12 protein-coding genes and 6 tRNA genes are annotated in these 15,971 nt (G+C 45.0%); 12 read left to right on the forward strand and 6 right to left on the reverse strand.

Going from position 1 to position 15,971, the window contains the following annotated elements; genetic code table 11:
* Positions 1 to 24 precede the first annotated feature (24 nt).
* On the reverse strand, positions 25 to 879 hold the full coding sequence (gene folD, locus KFK88_RS04620) for a bifunctional methylenetetrahydrofolate dehydrogenase/methenyltetrahydrofolate cyclohydrolase FolD (protein ID WP_223577482.1): 855 nt from the start codon (positions 877 to 879) through the stop codon (positions 25 to 27).
* A 177-nt stretch (positions 880 to 1,056) separates the two neighbouring features.
* Between folD and KFK88_RS04625 the strand changes: the two genes are divergently transcribed.
* The 12 genes from KFK88_RS04625 (at position 1,057) to KFK88_RS04680 (ending at position 10,350) form a co-directional block, all read left to right on the forward strand.
* Positions 1,057 to 1,133 (forward strand) — tRNA-Pro (locus tag KFK88_RS04625).
* 33 nt (positions 1,134 to 1,166) lie between these two features.
* Positions 1,167 to 1,243 (forward strand) — tRNA-Arg (locus KFK88_RS04630).
* Positions 1,244 to 1,293: 50 nt separating this feature from the next.
* Positions 1,294 to 1,369 (forward strand) — tRNA-His (locus tag KFK88_RS04635).
* Positions 1,370 to 1,447: 78 nt separating this feature from the next.
* A tRNA-Leu gene (locus KFK88_RS04640) sits at positions 1,448 to 1,532 on the forward strand.
* Between the two features lie 114 nt (positions 1,533 to 1,646).
* The gene (gene tig, locus KFK88_RS04645; RefSeq protein WP_223577483.1) at positions 1,647 to 2,939 is read left to right on the forward strand and encodes a trigger factor; all 1,293 of its coding nucleotides are present in this window, start codon (positions 1,647 to 1,649) and stop codon (positions 2,937 to 2,939) included.
* 77 nt (positions 2,940 to 3,016) lie between these two features.
* Entirely contained in the window at positions 3,017 to 3,628 is a 612-nt protein-coding gene (gene clpP, locus KFK88_RS04650; RefSeq protein WP_223577484.1) for an ATP-dependent Clp endopeptidase proteolytic subunit ClpP, read from the forward strand.
* 281 nt (positions 3,629 to 3,909) lie between these two features.
* Positions 3,910 to 5,178 carry an ATP-dependent Clp protease ATP-binding subunit ClpX gene (gene clpX / locus KFK88_RS04655; protein ID WP_223577485.1) on the forward strand — a complete coding sequence of 423 codons (1,269 nt, stop codon included), beginning with the start codon at positions 3,910 to 3,912 and terminating at the stop codon, positions 5,176 to 5,178.
* A gap of 76 nt (positions 5,179 to 5,254) precedes the next feature.
* On the forward strand, positions 5,255 to 7,657 hold the full coding sequence (gene lon / locus KFK88_RS04660; RefSeq protein ID WP_223577486.1) for an endopeptidase La: 2,403 nt from the start codon (positions 5,255 to 5,257) through the stop codon (positions 7,655 to 7,657).
* A gap of 168 nt (positions 7,658 to 7,825) precedes the next feature.
* A complete protein-coding gene (locus tag KFK88_RS04665; RefSeq protein WP_223577487.1) occupies positions 7,826 to 8,098 on the forward strand; it encodes an HU family DNA-binding protein in 273 nt (90 codons plus the stop codon).
* Between the two features lie 14 nt (positions 8,099 to 8,112).
* Positions 8,113 to 8,188: transfer RNA gene (locus tag KFK88_RS04670), tRNA-Val, on the forward strand.
* Positions 8,189 to 8,239: 51 nt separating this feature from the next.
* Positions 8,240 to 8,316 (forward strand) — tRNA-Asp (locus KFK88_RS04675).
* Positions 8,317 to 8,436: 120 nt separating this feature from the next.
* Positions 8,437 to 10,350 (forward strand): SurA N-terminal domain-containing protein, encoded by a 1,914-nt coding sequence (locus KFK88_RS04680; protein WP_223577488.1) that lies wholly within the window; start codon positions 8,437 to 8,439, stop codon positions 10,348 to 10,350.
* A gap of 66 nt (positions 10,351 to 10,416) precedes the next feature.
* Here KFK88_RS04680 and KFK88_RS04685 read toward each other — a convergent pair whose 3' ends face one another.
* The 5 genes from KFK88_RS04685 to KFK88_RS04705 are packed head-to-tail and all read right to left on the reverse strand — an operon-like array spanning position 10,417 to position 15,737.
* Positions 10,417 to 11,205 carry an ABC transporter ATP-binding protein gene (locus KFK88_RS04685; RefSeq protein ID WP_223577489.1) on the reverse strand — a complete coding sequence of 263 codons (789 nt, stop codon included), beginning with the start codon at positions 11,203 to 11,205 and terminating at the stop codon, positions 10,417 to 10,419.
* Entirely contained in the window at positions 11,205 to 12,182 is a 978-nt protein-coding gene (locus KFK88_RS04690; RefSeq protein ID WP_223577490.1) for an ABC transporter ATP-binding protein, read from the reverse strand. The genes KFK88_RS04685 and KFK88_RS04690 overlap by 1 nt, the downstream gene beginning before the upstream one ends.
* Positions 12,183 to 12,193: 11 nt before the next feature.
* Entirely contained in the window at positions 12,194 to 13,069 is an 876-nt protein-coding gene (locus tag KFK88_RS04695; RefSeq protein ID WP_223577491.1) for an ABC transporter permease subunit, read from the reverse strand.
* Positions 13,066 to 14,025: an ABC transporter permease gene (locus KFK88_RS04700; protein ID WP_223577492.1), complete on the reverse strand. Its 960-nt coding sequence runs from the start codon at positions 14,023 to 14,025 to the stop codon at positions 13,066 to 13,068. Before KFK88_RS04700 ends, KFK88_RS04695 begins: the two co-directional genes overlap by 4 nt.
* Positions 14,025 to 15,737 carry an ABC transporter substrate-binding protein gene (locus KFK88_RS04705; RefSeq protein ID WP_223577493.1) on the reverse strand — a complete coding sequence of 571 codons (1,713 nt, stop codon included), beginning with the start codon at positions 15,735 to 15,737 and terminating at the stop codon, positions 14,025 to 14,027. Before KFK88_RS04705 ends, KFK88_RS04700 begins: the two co-directional genes overlap by 1 nt.
* Positions 15,738 to 15,971: the final 234 nt, after the last annotated feature.

The following is a 15,971-nucleotide window of genomic DNA, read 5'->3' on the forward strand; positions in this document are numbered from 1 at the left end:
TGGAACTGGCTCGACCAGAAAGGTTTAGTCGTGCAGGTGCTCGCAGGCAAACAGGGTGTTGCTCATCAACATCGCGACAGTCATCGGGCCTACACCGCCTGGAACGGGTGTAATCCATGAGGCGCGCTCTTTAGCAACGTCAAACTCAACATCACCAGCCAGTTTGCCACTTTCAAGACGGTTAATACCCACATCAATCACGATGGCGCCCGGCTTGATCCAGTCGCCTTTGACCATGTTAGGAATGCCTACGCCAACCACCACAATATCTGCTTCCGACACTTTTTTCGCTAAGTCTTTGGTTTTACTGTGAGTAAAGGTCACTGTGCAGCGCTCCATCAGTAACTCTAAACCCATAGGACGGCCCACAATGTTGGATACACCAACGACTACAGCGTCTTTGCCGATAAGGTCGATGCCGGTTTCTTTTAACATCACCATTACACCGTAAGGCGTACAAGGACGCATGGTTGGCATTTTCTGCGCTAAACGGCCCATATTGTAAGGGTGGAAGCCGTCGACATCCTTATCAGCCTTAATGCGCTCTAGAATGACGTTCGAATCCAAGTGCTCCGGAAGCGGTAACTGAACTAAAATACCGTCAATCGCAGGGTCATCATTAAGCAAATCGATCTGTTCAAGAAGCGCCTCCTGTGTGGTGTCATCTTCCATCACAATTTTGCGTGAAATGAAGCCAACCTTTTCACAAGCTTCGACCTTTTTGTTAACATAGATTTGAGACGCGGGATCCACTCCAACAAGGATCACCGCTAGACCCGGCGCACGGAGGCCTTTGTCTAGGCGAGCCTTTACTTTTAGGGCTAATTCGTCTTTAACTTTGGCTGAGATGGCTTTGCCATCAAGGATTTGAGCAGTCATGCAGATTAAATTCAAATGATTGTTTGAAAGGCGCTATTGTCGCAATATTGAGCAACTTACTCAATGCTTTTATAAGCAATGAAGAAAATAGAAAAAAAGCGACAAAAAGTGTTGACGGGTATGGGGGAAATCAGTAATATGCGCGTCTCGCAGGGGCAAGCCCCTTGAGACAAAAATCGGAGATTAGCGCAGTCTGGTAGCGCGCCTGCTTTGGGTGCAGGATGTCGGGGGTTCAAATCCCTCATCTCCGACCAATTTATTTCTCGCCTCGACGTCAGGATAAACATGCGTCCGTAGCTCAGTCGGATAGAGCAACGGCCTTCTAAGCCGTGGGTCGCAGGTTCGAATCCTGCCGGACGCGCCATTGCTTTAAGCTGAAATGGGCGGCCGAATCGAGGAGAGTAGAGGTTGATGGTGGGCGTAGCTCAGTTGGTAGAGCCCCGGATTGTGATTCCGGTTGTCGTGGGTTCAAATCCCATCGTCCACCCCAGATTCTTGTAAACCAGCATTTACGCTGAGCAGGAATTACAATATGGTTCGATGAGGGCTCAGGGCCCGCAGTCAAAACGCGAAAGTGGTGGAATTGGTAGACACGCTGGATTTAGGTTCCAGTGCCGCGAGGCGTGAGAGTTCGAGTCTCTCCTTTCGCACCATCTTTATCTCAGTCTATAAAGGTTGGTAAAGATGGCTCCTCCCTAACAGTCTTCATCTGAAAACCTGGTCATTAATTACTAGCTATTATTAAATAGCCTATCGGAGATCAGCGAATGCAAGTTTCAGTTGAAGCCAGCAACGGTTTAGAAAGAAAATTAGTTATCGATGTACCTGCCGAGAATATTGACGGCGCGGTACAAAAACGCCTTCAGGAAATGACACGTACCGTTAAGATGAACGGTTTCCGTCCAGGCAAAGTCCCTTTTAAAGTCGTTAAAAAGCGTTATGGCAATGCCGTTCGTCAAGAAGTTCTTGGTGAAGTTATGCAACGCCACTACTTTGAAGCGATTCAAAAAGAAGAGTTAACACCTGCCGGCTATCCTCAGCTTGAGTTAATCGACAATAAAGATGGCGAAAACTTAAAGTTCTCGGCAACTTTTGAAGTGTACCCAGAAGTCGAAGTTGCGGATTTATCAGATTTAGAAATCGAAAAGCCAACATCTGACGTCTCAGACGATGATTTGTCTAAGATGATGGATACGCTACGTGAACAGCGTGCATCTTGGGTTGAAGTCAAGCGTAAAGCAAAAGAGGGTGACCAGGTTGTTATCGACTTTAAAGGCTTTATGGATGGCGAAGCATTCCAAGGTGGTGAAGCGAAAGAATTCCCGTTGGAAATTGGCGCTGGCAACATGATTCCAGGTTTTGAAGACCAGCTAGTAGGCGCTTCAGCTGGTAGCGACGTTGAAGTCAAAGTGACCTTCCCTGAAGACTATCACGTTGAAGATTTGAAAGGTAAAGAAGCAACTTTCGAAACTCACGTGCACGTAGTAAACAAGAAAGAATTACCAACGGTTACTGAGTTAGCTGAACAGTTAGGTGCTGACGACCTAGCAGCTTTGAAAGATGACGTTAAGAAAAACATGGAGCGTGAGCTTCGTAACGCTATCAAGTCACGCGTTAAAGGCGCAGTGATGGACAAACTGATTGAAAAGCATGAATTCGATATGCCAAAAGCGATGGTTGATCAAGAAATCGACCGTATGCGTCAAGAAATGGCACAGCGTATGAATGCACCTAAAGATCAAACGCCTGATCTTCCTGCTGACCTGTTTGAAGAGCAAGCCACTCGTCGTGTAAAACTTGGTTTAGTGGTTGCTGAAATCATTAAATCAGAAGAGCTTAAAGCTGATGAAGCGAAAGTTCGTGAGCAAGTTGAAGATTTGGCTTCGGTTTATGAAGAGCCACAAGAAGTGATTGACTGGTACTATGGCGACCCTCAGCGTTTACGTGAAGTTGAGTCATTAGTATTAGAAGATACTGTGGTTGACTTGGTGCTAGAAAAAGCTAAAGTAACCGAGAAAGCCGTTAAGTTTGACGAGATGCTAAACACTAATAAACAGTAAGTAGCATCAGTCACAGAGTTCATTAGAAGCGGATTTTATCCGCTTCTTTTGTTTTTAGATTAAGGAATATGTCGATAATGAGCAAAATTGATCAACCCATCAGCAATGCTTTAATTCCAATGGTCGTGGAGCAAACGTCTCGAGGCGAGCGTTCTTACGACATATATTCGCGCTTGTTAAAAGAGCGTGTCATTTTCTGTGTTGGCCCTGTAGAAGACAATATGGCTAACTCTATTGTGGCTCAAATGCTGTTTTTAGAGTCAGACAATCCTGATAAAGACATCTATTTGTACATTAATTCACCAGGCGGTGTTGTCACTGCAGGTATGGGTATCTACGATACGATGCAGTTTATACGTCCGGACGTTTCAACGGTCTGTGTTGGACAAGCAGCGAGCATGGGTGCTTTGTTGTTGGCTGGCGGCGCCGCTGGCAAACGTCATTGTCTACCTAACTCTCGCATGATGATTCACCAGCCACTGGGTGGCTTCCAAGGTCAAGCGTCTGACATCGCAATTCATGCACAAGAAATTTACGAAATGAAAAAGCGCTTGAATGGCATTTTGGCGCACCACTGTGATAAGCCAATTGAACAAGTAGAGAAAGATACTGATCGTGATAATTTCTTGTCTGCTGAAGAAGCGGTGGATTACGGATTAGTCGATTCTATTATCAATTCTAGAAAGTAATATTTCCTGAGTTAACCGCTGAAAATCGCTGTAAAAAGCCCACGCCGTGGGCTTTTTGCTTTTGTTGCTGGGATTTATTTGGTACTGTTAAGTTATGACGATGAGGAAATTAAGGCATTGAAGCCAGATTCAGTACCTCAGACGTACTTGAAAAATCCAGATTCAGCCTTATTTCTCTTTTGTGGAAGAGCCGCTTTGATAGAGCCTGTTTTATAGAGATAGGTGATAAGCACTAAATAAAGCCCCCGCTATAAACCTATGGCGCATGCTTGAGGTAGAAAATGAGTAACGAGAACTCCGACGATAAAACACTCTATTGTTCATTTTGTGGTAAGAGTCAGCATGAAGTTAAAAAGCTGATCGCAGGACCACGTGTATTTATTTGTAATGAATGCGTGGATCTCTGCAACGACATTATTATTGAAGAAATCCAAGAAATTGCCTCTAAAGAAGCAAAAGATAAACTCCCAAAACCCAAAGAAATTGCAGAATTCTTAGAGCAATACGTTATTGGGCAAGAAGATGCCAAGAAAGTATTGTCAGTAGCGGTATATAACCACTACAAACGATTAGAACACGAACCGCACTCCAGTGAGCATCAAGACGTTGAGTTGGGTAAAAGTAATATTCTTCTGATTGGCCCAACTGGTAGCGGTAAAACCTTACTTGCCGAAACTTTAGCACGCATGCTTGATGTTCCTTTCACCATGGCTGACGCGACAACGTTAACCGAAGCCGGTTATGTTGGTGAAGATGTTGAAAACATCATCCAGAAGTTATTGCAGAAGTGCGATTACGACGTTGAAAAAGCAGAGCGTGGTATCGTTTACATCGATGAAATCGATAAAATTTCACGTAAGTCTGATAACCCTTCTATTACCCGTGATGTATCAGGTGAAGGTGTTCAACAGGCATTATTGAAGCTGATCGAAGGTACCGTAGCGTCTGTTCCTCCTCAAGGAGGGCGTAAACACCCACAACAAGAGTTCCTACAGGTCAATACAGGTAGCATCTTATTTGTCTGTGGTGGTGCTTTCGCAGGTCTTGAAAAAGTCATTCAAGAGCGTACAGAAAAAGGTGGTATAGGTTTCGGTGCAGACGTTAAAGAAGTTAACGACAGCATAAAAGTTGGCGAGATGCTACAGAAAGTAGAGCCAGATGACCTAGTGAAGTTTGGTTTAATCCCAGAGTTTATAGGTCGTCTGCCAATTGTGACGACTCTAAAAGAGTTGGATGAAACAGCACTGGTACGTATTTTGACTGAGCCGAAAAATGCACTGACAAAACAGTACAGTAAGCTGTTCTCGCTCGAGGATGTTGACTTAGAGTTCCGTAAAGACGCCTTAACGGCTATTGCGCACAAAGCAATGGCTCGCCGTACCGGTGCTCGAGGTTTGCGTTCAATCCTTGAAGAAATTCTATTAGACACCATGTATAACTTACCTTCGCTAGAAGGTGTGAGCAAAGTATGTATTGATGGTGCAGTGGTGAAAGGCGAAGCTGAGCCTTTATTGATTTACGATAATCAATCAAAAGCTGCATCAGAGTAATAAATACGATTGACTGCGCCATATTTGCGCGCAGTCATGTCCCACTGATTGATACAATCCCAGGAAAATTGAATTCATGCCATTAGAAACGAAACAACTTCCATTGTTACCGCTGCGTGATGTGGTGGTGTTCCCACACATGGTTATTCCTCTGTTTGTTGGTCGAGAAAAGTCTATTCAAGCTTTAGAGGAAGCCACTAACGGCGATAAGCAAGTGATGCTAGTGGCGCAAAAAGAAGCCACTGAAGACATGCCTGATACAGACCAAGTGTATGACTATGGCTGTGTGGCGACCATTTTACAGATGCTCAAACTGCCTGACGGTAATGTAAAAGTACTCGTTGAGGGCGTACAGCGTGCAAAAGTGGTGAACTATACACAAACGGATCCTATGTTTGTGGCGGAAGTGAGCTACGTCGATAACCAGACAGGCCAAGAAGATCAAGAAGATGCATTGGCACGTGCTGCACTTAATAGCTTTGACAAGTACGTTAAGCTCAATAAGAAGATCCCAAGCGAGATTCTAACGACTTTATCCGGAATCGAAAATCCAAGCCGTCTTGCCGATAGCATCGCGGCGCATATGTCGTTGAACATCGAAGACAAGCAAGAAATCCTACAGATGGAATCTGTGGTGGAGCGTCTTGAGCACTTGATGAGCAAGATGGAAAGCGAGATGGATTTGCTTGAGGTTGAAAAGCGAATCCGTGGTCGCGTTAAGAACCAGATGGAGAAAAACCAACGTGAGTATTATTTGAATGAGCAGATCAAGGCCATTCAGAAAGAGTTGGGTGATGGTGAAGAAACAGCCTCAGAACATGAGGAGCTGGCGAAAAAGATTGAAGAAGCAGGGATGTCGAAAGAGGCAAAGGAAAAAGCTGAAGCTGAATTGAAAAAGCTAAAAATGATGTCACCTATGTCTGCAGAAGCGACGGTTGTGCGTGGTTACATTGACTGGCTGCTAGGGATTCCTTGGAAGAAACGTAGCCGAGTAAAGCATGACTTGGTTAAAGCCGAAGAAGTACTAGATGAAGATCATTACGGCTTGGAAAAAATTAAAGATCGTATCCTTGAGTATTTAGCAGTACAGCAACGTGTTAAAAAGCTTAAAGGTCCGGTTTTATGCTTAGTAGGGCCTCCAGGTGTAGGTAAAACTTCTTTGGGGCAGTCGATTGCACGTGCTACAGGTCGTAAATATACGCGTATGGCGCTGGGTGGTGTTCGTGACGAAGCGGAAATCCGAGGTCACCGTCGTACATACATTGGTGCTATGCCGGGCAAGTTAATGCAGCGCATGAGCAAAGTCGGCGTTAAAAACCCATTATTCTTGCTGGATGAAATCGATAAGATGGCAATGGATATGCGTGGTGATCCGTCATCAGCGCTGTTGGAAGTCTTAGACCCTGAACAAAATCACACCTTTAGCGACCACTACCTTGAAGTGGATTACGATCTATCGGAGGTGATGTTTATCGCGACATCCAACTCAATGAATATTCCTGCGCCATTGTTAGACCGTATGGAAGTGATTCGAATTCCAGGCTACACAGAGGATGAAAAAGTTGAGATCGCGAAGCGATACTTGCTACCGAAGCAGGTGAAAAATGCAGGTTTGAAGAAAAACGAGTTAGATTTGTCCGAAGATGGCATCCGTAGCATCATACGCTATTACACTCGTGAGTCAGGTGTTCGTAACTTAGAGCGTGAAATATCAAAAATTTGCCGTAAAACAGTTAAAGAGCAGCTGCTAGCTAAAAAAGCCAAAAAGACGGTGAAAGTCACCGATAAGAATATTGATAAGTACCTTGGTGTTCAACGACATGATTATGGACGTGCCGGCGAGAAGAACAAAGTAGGGCAGGTAACAGGGCTTGCTTGGACGTCGGTTGGTGGTGAATTGCTAACGATTGAGTCTGTCGTGGTGAACGGTAAAGGCAAACCAGTCTTTACGGGCCAATTAGGCGATGTGATGAAAGAATCGATTCAGGCTGCCATGACTGTGGTGAGAAGTCGCTGTTTAGCCCTTGGCATTGAGCCAGACTTCTATGAAACCAAAGACTTACACATCCACGTACCAGAAGGTGCGACGCCAAAAGACGGCCCGAGTGCGGGTATTGGTATGTGTACTGCGCTTATTTCAAGCTTAACGGACATACCGGTAAGAAAAGATGTCGCCATGACAGGGGAAATTACTCTTCGTGGTGAGGTATTACCGATTGGAGGGCTTAAAGAGAAGTTATTGGCAGCTCACCGAGGCGGTATTAAGACCGTGATCATTCCAAAAGAGAATGAGCGGAACCTCGAGGATATTCCAAAAAATATCAAACAGGATTTAAAAATTATTGCGGTAAAATGGATCGATGAAGTGATTGATATTGCACTTGAGAGACTTCCTGAACCGATCAGTAAACCGGTTGAACCGAAGCCTGAATCCTCTTCTTCGAAGCAAGGTGAACAGAACAAAATTCAACCACATTAAGCGGGAAATGCTGATTTCTAGAGACTTTTAGCCATATTGCTCTAAATTATCTTGACAGTTTTAACAGTCAGTTGATATAACAGAGCACCTTGAGTTATGCATAAAAACTCTAAGAAACGCAGTATATTTTTTAATCACAGATTTTCTAAAAATTAAAGGGGAAAGTGAGTGAATAAATCAGAATTAATCGATGCTATCGCAGCAGGCGCAGATATCTCTAAAGCAGCAGCAGGTCGTGCACTAGACTCAATGCTTGACGCAGTAACAGATTCTTTACAAAAAGGTGAAGGTGTTTCTCTAGTAGGTTTTGGTACGTTTTCTGTAAAAGAGCGCGCAGCTCGTACAGGTCGTAACCCAAAAACTGGCGAAACTATCCAAATTAAAGCAGCTAAAGTTCCAGGTTTTAAAGCTGGTAAAGCGCTTAAAGACGCGGTAAACTAAGCGCCGTTTTTTGCGGGTGGTTAGCTCAGTTGGGAGAGCATCGCCCTTACAAGGCGAGGGTCACTGGTTCGAGCCCAGTACCACCCACCAGTCTTCCACCACAGGTCTCGTTGAACGCTTGTGGTGAGGACTTAAAAATTCGGAGCGGTAGTTCAGCTGGTTAGAATACCGGCCTGTCACGCCGGGGGTCGCGGGTTCGAGTCCCGTCCGCTCCGCCACTTTAAAGCGCGCCTTAATGGCGCGTTTTTTATAACTACGGTCTTAAACTGTAATTGAGAGCGCAAGTTATAGAGTCAGTCATAAGCAAGTGAAAAGATAAACGAAAGGTAATTTCAGCCATGATGTTGGAAAAAATTCAGCAGAGCATGCAAAGCCCAATAATGAAGGCGTTGATGTTCATTATTATTGTGTTTTTCATTGGAGCAGGTTATTTCGGCGCTAATATGTTTGGCGGCGACCCTGAGCAAATTGCAGAAGTTGAAGGTGTATCAATCAGCGGACAAACCGTTCAGCGTCGTATTGATAATATGCGCCAACGTGATGGTGCTGAGTTCGAAAAGCGCTACCCTACTGATGCAAGCCGTGAACAATTACGCGCGTCAATTGCTCAACAGTTAATTAATCAAGAAGTGGTTAATGCCGGTATTGCCAAAGCTGGGATGACAGCTTCTGAACAGCAGGTTAAGCAGTGGATTCGTACTTTTGAGCCATTTCAACTGGGTGGTGAGTACTCTTCTGGTCAGGCGCGCGAGTTTTTGAGAGCCAATGGCTGGTCTGAGGAGTATTTAAATGAATACGCCCAAGAGCGTATCGCTGCAGAGCAGTTACAAAGTGGTCTTAACTCAAGCGGCTTTGCTTTAGACTACGAAGTTGAAACATTATACCGACTACAAGAGCAAACACGTGATGTGAGAGTATTACGCGTTCCTGTATCGAGTTTTTCAGATGATGTTTCCTTAGATGATAGTGAGATCCAAAGCTACTACGACAAAAACAAAAGTCGTTTTATGCAACCAGAGCAAATTGACTTAAAATATGTACGCTTGTCTGCTGATGAATTGATCGAAGCTAAAAAAGCTGAAGTAACTGAAGAAGATATTCAGGCTTACTATGAGCAGCAAAAATCAAGCTACAGTGAAACGGGTGAAATTCAAGTCGCACACATTTTGATCGATAACTCTGTAGATGGCGCTGAAGCTAAAGCTGAAGAGTTATTGCAGCAAATTAAAGAAGGGGCTGATTTCGGCGCTCTGGCCAAAGAGCACTCAAGCGATACTTTCAGTGGTGAAAATGGCGGTCAATTAGACTGGGTTGATGCTGTTGAGCAAAGCGATAGTTCTGCTGGAACTGGCTGGGCTCCTGAGTTTGAAAAAGCGGCGCTAGCTCTAGAGAACCAAGGCGATGTCACTGAAGTTGTTGAAACTGATTTTGGTTTTCATATTATTAAATTGCTTGAGCGTCGTGAAGGAGAAACCACTCCTCTAGCTGACGTACGTGATGAGATCGTTACGAAGTTAGCGACAGATCTAGCTGATGAAGAGTTTTATTCGAAAGAGTCGAAGCTTGACGAAGTTCTTTTTGAGTACGGCGATGATATCGAAGAGTTTGCTCAACAAGCAGGTTTAGACGTGCAAGAAACAGGCATGTTCAGCCGTGAGAGTGCTACAGGTGTTGCAGCTGAACCAGCGTTACTAGAAAAGGCTTTCTCTGCACAGGTTATAGATTCTCAGCAAGTAAGCGACAAGATTGTGTTAAGTGGTAAAGATATCGTATACGTTACGGCACAAAACTATAAAGCTGAGTCGGTAAAGCCTCTAGAAGACGTTAAGCCGCAGATAGTTGCAACCTTAACCAAAGAAAAAGCAGCTAAAGATGCTGAAGCATTTGCTAATAAAGTGTTGGAAGCTATGGAGTCAGGCGAGTCAGTTGATGACTTAATTGCTGAGCAAGAGTTGGACTGGCAAGAGAACTCTGCATTGAAACGTCGTGATTCAGGTATGGATTTTGCTCTTGTATCGGCTGCTTACCAGATGTCTGCACCTAATGGAGATGAAGCGGCACGAAGCGTTAAGCCTCTATTTAATGGTGACTATGCTGTTATTGAATTAAAGGCCGTGAATTATCCTGATGTCGCTTCTATGGATGAAGCAACCAAAGCTCAATTGCAACAAACGGCAAAAAGCCTTAGCGTACAAGCTGAAACTTCAGGGGTTATTGAGGACTTTAGAAATACGGTCGAAGTCACGCAATAATGAAAAAAGCATAAAAAAAGCCACTTTAAGTGGCTTTTTTTATATCTGGTCAGAATAGGGTACATTTTACGTGATCGACTTTTTATATCCTGCTGACGCGTTTAGTAGCTCTAGTGTGTACTCAGACTTTGGTTGACTGAACACATCTGAAACACGCCCATATTCTTCTTGGGTTCCGTTATTCAATACCAGCACCTTATTGCTGAAGTGCTGGACAAGACCTAGATCATGCGAAATAAACACATAAGCTAAGTCGAGTTGGTCTTGTAGGTCGAGTAGCAAGTTGATGATCTGAGCTTGAACAGAAACATCGAGAGCGGAAACTGGCTCATCAGCAACGATGACTTTAGGCCTTAATAGTAATGCTCTGGCGATTGCGATACGTTGCCTTTGGCCGCCAGAGAAGGTATGGGGGTATCGTTCTGCATACTCTGGACGTAATCCAACCATTTCTAATACTTCAGCAATCCTTTCCCGCCTCTGACTCGCGGTATACTGTGTACCATTGTGTAATGGTTCTTCCAAGCTCTGACGAATAGTGGCTCTCGGATTTAGGGATGCTGCAGCATCTTGAAAGATCATGCGAATGTTTTTGTACCACTCAAACTTGTTTCTTTTCTTAAGGATATCTTTTCCTTCGAAAAACAATTCTCCGCTATCCGGTTTGTCGGCACCGACTAAAATTCTGGCAAGTGTTGATTTTCCAGAGCCTGACTCACCCACCACCGCGAGTGTTTGGCCTGCGTTGAGGCTAAAGTTAACTCCATGCAGTACTTCAAGCTGCCCCTTCTTCAGTGGATTATTGGAGACTTTATAGCTTTTTCGGATATCTTTTGCGCTTAATAAGTTGGGCATTAGTTATCTTCCTCCAACAACGGGAAGTGGCACCTGACTTTACGTCCCTTAAGCGAACGCAGCTCTGGTGGCTGGACACATTGTTTATTGGCATAAGGGCAGCGAGGTCCCAAATAGCAGCCTACAGGTAAATGATCCAGCGAGGGCGTACTCCCTTTGAGGTTAAACAGGCGTCGCCCTTTTTTATAGTGCAAGCCATAGTGTGGCACACTGTCTAGCAAAGCTTTTGTATAGGGGTGGTAAGGCTGACTTAATAAATTATAGGTTCTTCCAGACTCGACAATTTGGCCACCATACATCACATAAACCTTATCGGTGGTTTCCGATAAAATTGAGAAGTCGTGTGTGATCAGCATAAGTGCCATATTATGCTCTTCGTTGAGCTTTAACAGTAAGTCTAATATTTGCGACTGAACCGTCACGTCGAGAGCCGTTGTTGGTTCATCAGCAATCAGAAGCTTAGGCTCACAGGCTAACGCCATTGCTATCATGACGCGTTGGTTTAGCCCCCCTGACAACTGGTGCGGGTACTCTTTGTAGCGGCGTTTACCATCTATAATACCTACTTGCGACAAAAGCTCCTGGGCTTTGTCATAACGTTGCTTACGCGTGCCGCCGCCGTGAAAACGTATGGTTTCATCCAGTTGGTACCCGATAGTTAGAGAGGGATTGAGGCTGGATGTCGGCTCTTGGAAAATGATGGAAATATTGCTACTGATTAATTTTTGACGTTCAGCCGGGCTCATTCGAGTTAAATCATGCCCATCAAGATTGAACAAGTCGGCTCGCATTGTGGCAGCGGGGGACAGTAAGCCTGCAATGGCTAGCGCCATCACACTTTTGCCTGAGCCTGATTCACCAATGACGCCTTGGACTTGTCCAGCTTTAATCGCAATTTTAGCGCTATCGACCGCAGGGATAATGCCGCTATCAGTTTTAAAGTCGACGCTTAGGTTTTCTACTTGTAATAAGCTCATCGTCGTTAGCCTCAGCGATTAAGTCTTGGGTCGAGTGCGTCACGGACACCATCACCGACTAAGTTGATTGAAAGGACGGTCATGAATATCGCAAGACCGGGTAGCGTCATGGTCCAAGGTGCGAATTGAATAAAGGCTCTAGACTCAGAAAGCATGGTACCCCATTCTGCCATTGGTGGCTGAGCGCCTAGGCCCAAAAAGCCCAAAGCTGCAATATCGAGAAGTGCCGTTGAAAAACTGAAGGTTAATTGGACAATAAGGGCTGGGACTATATTGGGCCAGACATGATGGGTCAGTAAGCGTAGTCGTTTCGCCCCATCAAGTTTTGCAGCCATAACGTAATCTTTATTCAGCTCTTCAGAGATGGACGACTGGGTGATGCGTACGAATTGCGGGATGAGCACGATAATGACTGCGTATATAGCATTCGGTAACCCAGGACCAATAATGGCGACAATAGCAATCGCCAAAAGTAACGAAGGGAATGACAGTAACAAATCCATGATTCGCATAAGTAATGAGCGAAGCGTTGGATTGATGAAAGCTGCTGCAGCGCCAATCATCACCCCAACCAATGCGGCGATGAGTACCACTACGAAAGTTAACTGTAATGACAGTCGAGCCCCATACAGTAAGCGGGAGAGCATATCTCGTCCCAAATCATCGGTTCCAAGAAAGTACTGGAAATCGCCTGCGCTATCCCAAATAGGCGGGATTAAAACCTTGCTGTTAAATTGGTGAGCTGGATCATAAGGTGCTATCCAAGGGCCAATAAGAGCCATCAAAAGAATAAGCAGTAGCACAACCAAGCCAATCATGGCGCCTTTATTTTGGCTGAAAATCACCCATGAAGGTTTAGGCTGACTAGTGACCATAGGCTTTATCATGACGGCCTCCTTAATCGTGGATTAAGGTAGATACCAATAAAATCGAGAGCCAAGTTAAAGGCAATAACAATAATGGACAATGCCAAAACGCCGCCTTGGATAGTCGCGAAGTCTCGACGTGAAACAGCTTCTAGGAGCCATTTACCAATGCCTGGCCAAGCGAAAATGTATTCTGTAATGATGACGCCTGACATGATAATGCTGATCTGAACGCCACCAATGGTCAAAATTGGTTGTAAAGCGTTGCGTAATGCATGGACCCATATAATTCTTTGCTTACTGATACCTTTTGAGCGGGCCGTTCGAATGTATTCCGACTTGAGTACGGCGAGTAAGGATGACCGCGTCATGCGCGCGACGATTGCCATGGGGATGGTGCTTAAGGTCACGGCGGGTAAGATCAGATGATGCAATGCATTCAGAAAAGCAGCAAAGCCATATTGATTATGATGCAATAGCGTATCGATCAGCATGAAGCGAGTATAAGGCTCTATGTCATAAGCAAAGTCGATACGTCCTGCCACGGGAGTCCAGCCCAGAGTCAGTGAAAATAATAAGACCAACAACATACCCCACCAAAAGATAGGCATGGAGTAGCCGACAAGCGATGAGGTCATTAACGTATTATCAAGCCAGCCGCCGCGGCGTGTTGAGGCGAGAATTCCCAACCCTAGACCAGCGGTTACTGCTAGGACCATGGCAAACACGATTAACTCAATAGTGGCGGGGAAATGCTGCAGAAAATCTTTCAGAACACTACGTTTGTGGATACTCGATGTACCCCAGTCACCGTTTAGTAAGAACTGCAAGTATTCAAAGTATTGCACTACGACATGATCACTTTGAAATTGGTGAACTGGAGTTTCAGACTGGAGGCTGAGTATGAATGTTAATACCGTTAGCCCCAGCAAACTGATGACTAAAGTACTTAGTTGCTTGAGCAAAGTGGCAAACATTATGGCGTTACTCCTTGTGTACCAGAATCAACGCTTTGTTGCTCGAGTGTCACGCCCTCAAAATTAATATTGCCGATGGGGGATACCATCATCCCCGAAACTTCTGGTTGTACTAAAACACTGTTGTTAGCGTGGGCGATGGTCAGCCATGGTGCTTCCCGCTTAAAGATTTCTTGTGCTTTTAAATAGTACTGTTTCCTTTCATCTTGTTCGGAAGAGGTTCTACCTTTTAGTATTAATTCGTCAAACTGGTTGTTACACCACTTCGCGTAGTTATTGCCACTGATAGCCGAGTTACAGCTCAGTAACGGGCTGAAAAAGTTATTTGGATCAGCGTTATCGGCATTCCAGCCCAGTAAGACACTGTGATGCAGCCCTTGGGAGAGCCTTGAAAGAAAGGTTCCCCACTCATAGGTAATGATACGTGCATCAACATTAATGTCCGCGAGATCTTGTTGGATCATTTCAGCCATTTTCCTGGCGTTTGGGTTGTAAGCTCGCTGAATCGGCATGGCCCAGATATCAATCGAAAAACCATTTTCATACCCCGCTTCTTTGAGCAACTCCATTGCTTTACGTTTACTGTAAGTGACTTTACTTATGGAGTTGTTATAGGCCCAGGATGAGGGTGGAATGGGGTTGGTTGCTTGTGTCGCTTGGCGATCATAAACCGTCTGTAGAATGGCCTCACGATCGACAGCCATGGTCAAAGCCTGTCGAACCTTGGCATCATGAAACGGAGGTTTCTCAGTATTGAAAGCCCAGTACGCCACATTGAGCCCTGGGGTTTGTACGACTTCCAAGTCATTCTTTTGAGCGACGCGGAGGTGGACGGGTAACGGGTAGCTCATGACGTCACACTCGCCAGCACTGAACCGAGCGAAGCGCATCGCGGCGTCTGGCGTAATGGCAAAAACCAAGTTTTTAACGCGCTTATTTTCAGAGAAGTAATCATCAAACCGCTTGTAACGAATATACGCATCGGGCTCGTATCGTTCGAAGCGGAACGGGCCTGTGCCTATCGGCTTGCTATCAATCCATTCTGGCTGACGCAACCGGTTCAATTGCTTGGCGTACTCCGCCGATAAAATTGAAGCGAATGGTGTAGCTAAGATCGATAGGAAGGGACTTTCTGGGCGAGTTAGGACGAACTCAACTTGGTGCTCACCAGTCTTACGAATGTCTTTGATGAGTTGCCCCATACTTTGAGCTGTAAAATATGGATAACGGCCACCTGAAATACCGTGATAGGGGTGATCGCTGAGGCGCTGCCGATTAAAACTGAAGAGAACGTCATCGGCATTTAAGGTGCGACTAGGGGTAAAGATTTGACTGCCATGAAATGGAACATCATCCCTCAAATTAAAGGTATAGCGTAGCCCATCGGCGCTAATCTCCCATGACTCTGCTAGCGAGGGGGCTATTTCGGTAGTGCCGGGTTTATAAGTAACCAGTTGGTTATAAATAATATTCGCCGTCGCGTCGTAGGAAGTACCGGAGGTAACAAGTTGAGGATTGAAGCTATCCGGGCTGCCTTCTGAGCAGTAAACGAGCAAGTCTTTTTGACTTCTTTTATTTTGACTGTTGTCGCTTGTGCAAGAACAGCAAATTAAGGCCGCTAACGACATTAAAAGCGTCGTTGGCCAATAGGTGTCTCTGTTCAGACTACGATTTATCATCAGGTCATTGTTTTCGTTAGATTTATCAATCATAACAAGCTTATTGCCGAGTGCCTAGACTTGGATGAGTTTGGTTTTGTTTCAGCGGTCAGTAATGACTTGTAACAAGCTGTGAACAGGCGCTAAGTTTCGAGCGTAACAAGTTGAAAGGGCAAGGGAAACTGCTATACTAAAGTAAGAGTGTCAGGCTGTTCTGTCATACGAAAATCATCGTTTCAGAACTGCTCAAACTATACCAATAACATTGCCGTTACTAAAAATGATACC

This window comes from Kangiella taiwanensis (assembly GCF_020005165.1).
Lineage (GTDB): Bacteria > Pseudomonadota > Gammaproteobacteria > Enterobacterales > Kangiellaceae > Kangiella > Kangiella taiwanensis.

What these genes read in the sequence shown, in the direction of transcription:
- folD (WP_223577482.1), bottom strand. Translation starts at nt 879, where the DNA reads ATGACTGCTCAAATCCTTGATGGCAAAGCCATCTCAGCCAAAGTTAAA.
- tig (WP_223577483.1), top strand. Translation starts at nt 1,647, where the DNA reads ATGCAAGTTTCAGTTGAAGCCAGCAACGGTTTAGAAAGAAAATTAGTT.
- clpP (WP_223577484.1), top strand. Translation starts at nt 3,017, where the DNA reads ATGAGCAAAATTGATCAACCCATCAGCAATGCTTTAATTCCAATGGTC.
- clpX (WP_223577485.1), top strand. Translation starts at nt 3,910, where the DNA reads ATGAGTAACGAGAACTCCGACGATAAAACACTCTATTGTTCATTTTGT.
- lon (WP_223577486.1), top strand. Translation starts at nt 5,255, where the DNA reads ATGCCATTAGAAACGAAACAACTTCCATTGTTACCGCTGCGTGATGTG.
- KFK88_RS04680 (WP_223577488.1), top strand. Translation starts at nt 8,437, where the DNA reads ATGATGTTGGAAAAAATTCAGCAGAGCATGCAAAGCCCAATAATGAAG.
- KFK88_RS04685 (WP_223577489.1), bottom strand. Translation starts at nt 11,205, where the DNA reads ATGCCCAACTTATTAAGCGCAAAAGATATCCGAAAAAGCTATAAAGTC.
- KFK88_RS04690 (WP_223577490.1), bottom strand. Translation starts at nt 12,182, where the DNA reads ATGAGCTTATTACAAGTAGAAAACCTAAGCGTCGACTTTAAAACTGAT.
- KFK88_RS04695 (WP_223577491.1), bottom strand. Translation starts at nt 13,069, where the DNA reads ATGATAAAGCCTATGGTCACTAGTCAGCCTAAACCTTCATGGGTGATT.
- KFK88_RS04700 (WP_223577492.1), bottom strand. Translation starts at nt 14,025, where the DNA reads ATGTTTGCCACTTTGCTCAAGCAACTAAGTACTTTAGTCATCAGTTTG.
- KFK88_RS04705 (WP_223577493.1), bottom strand. Translation starts at nt 15,737, where the DNA reads ATGATTGATAAATCTAACGAAAACAATGACCTGATGATAAATCGTAGT.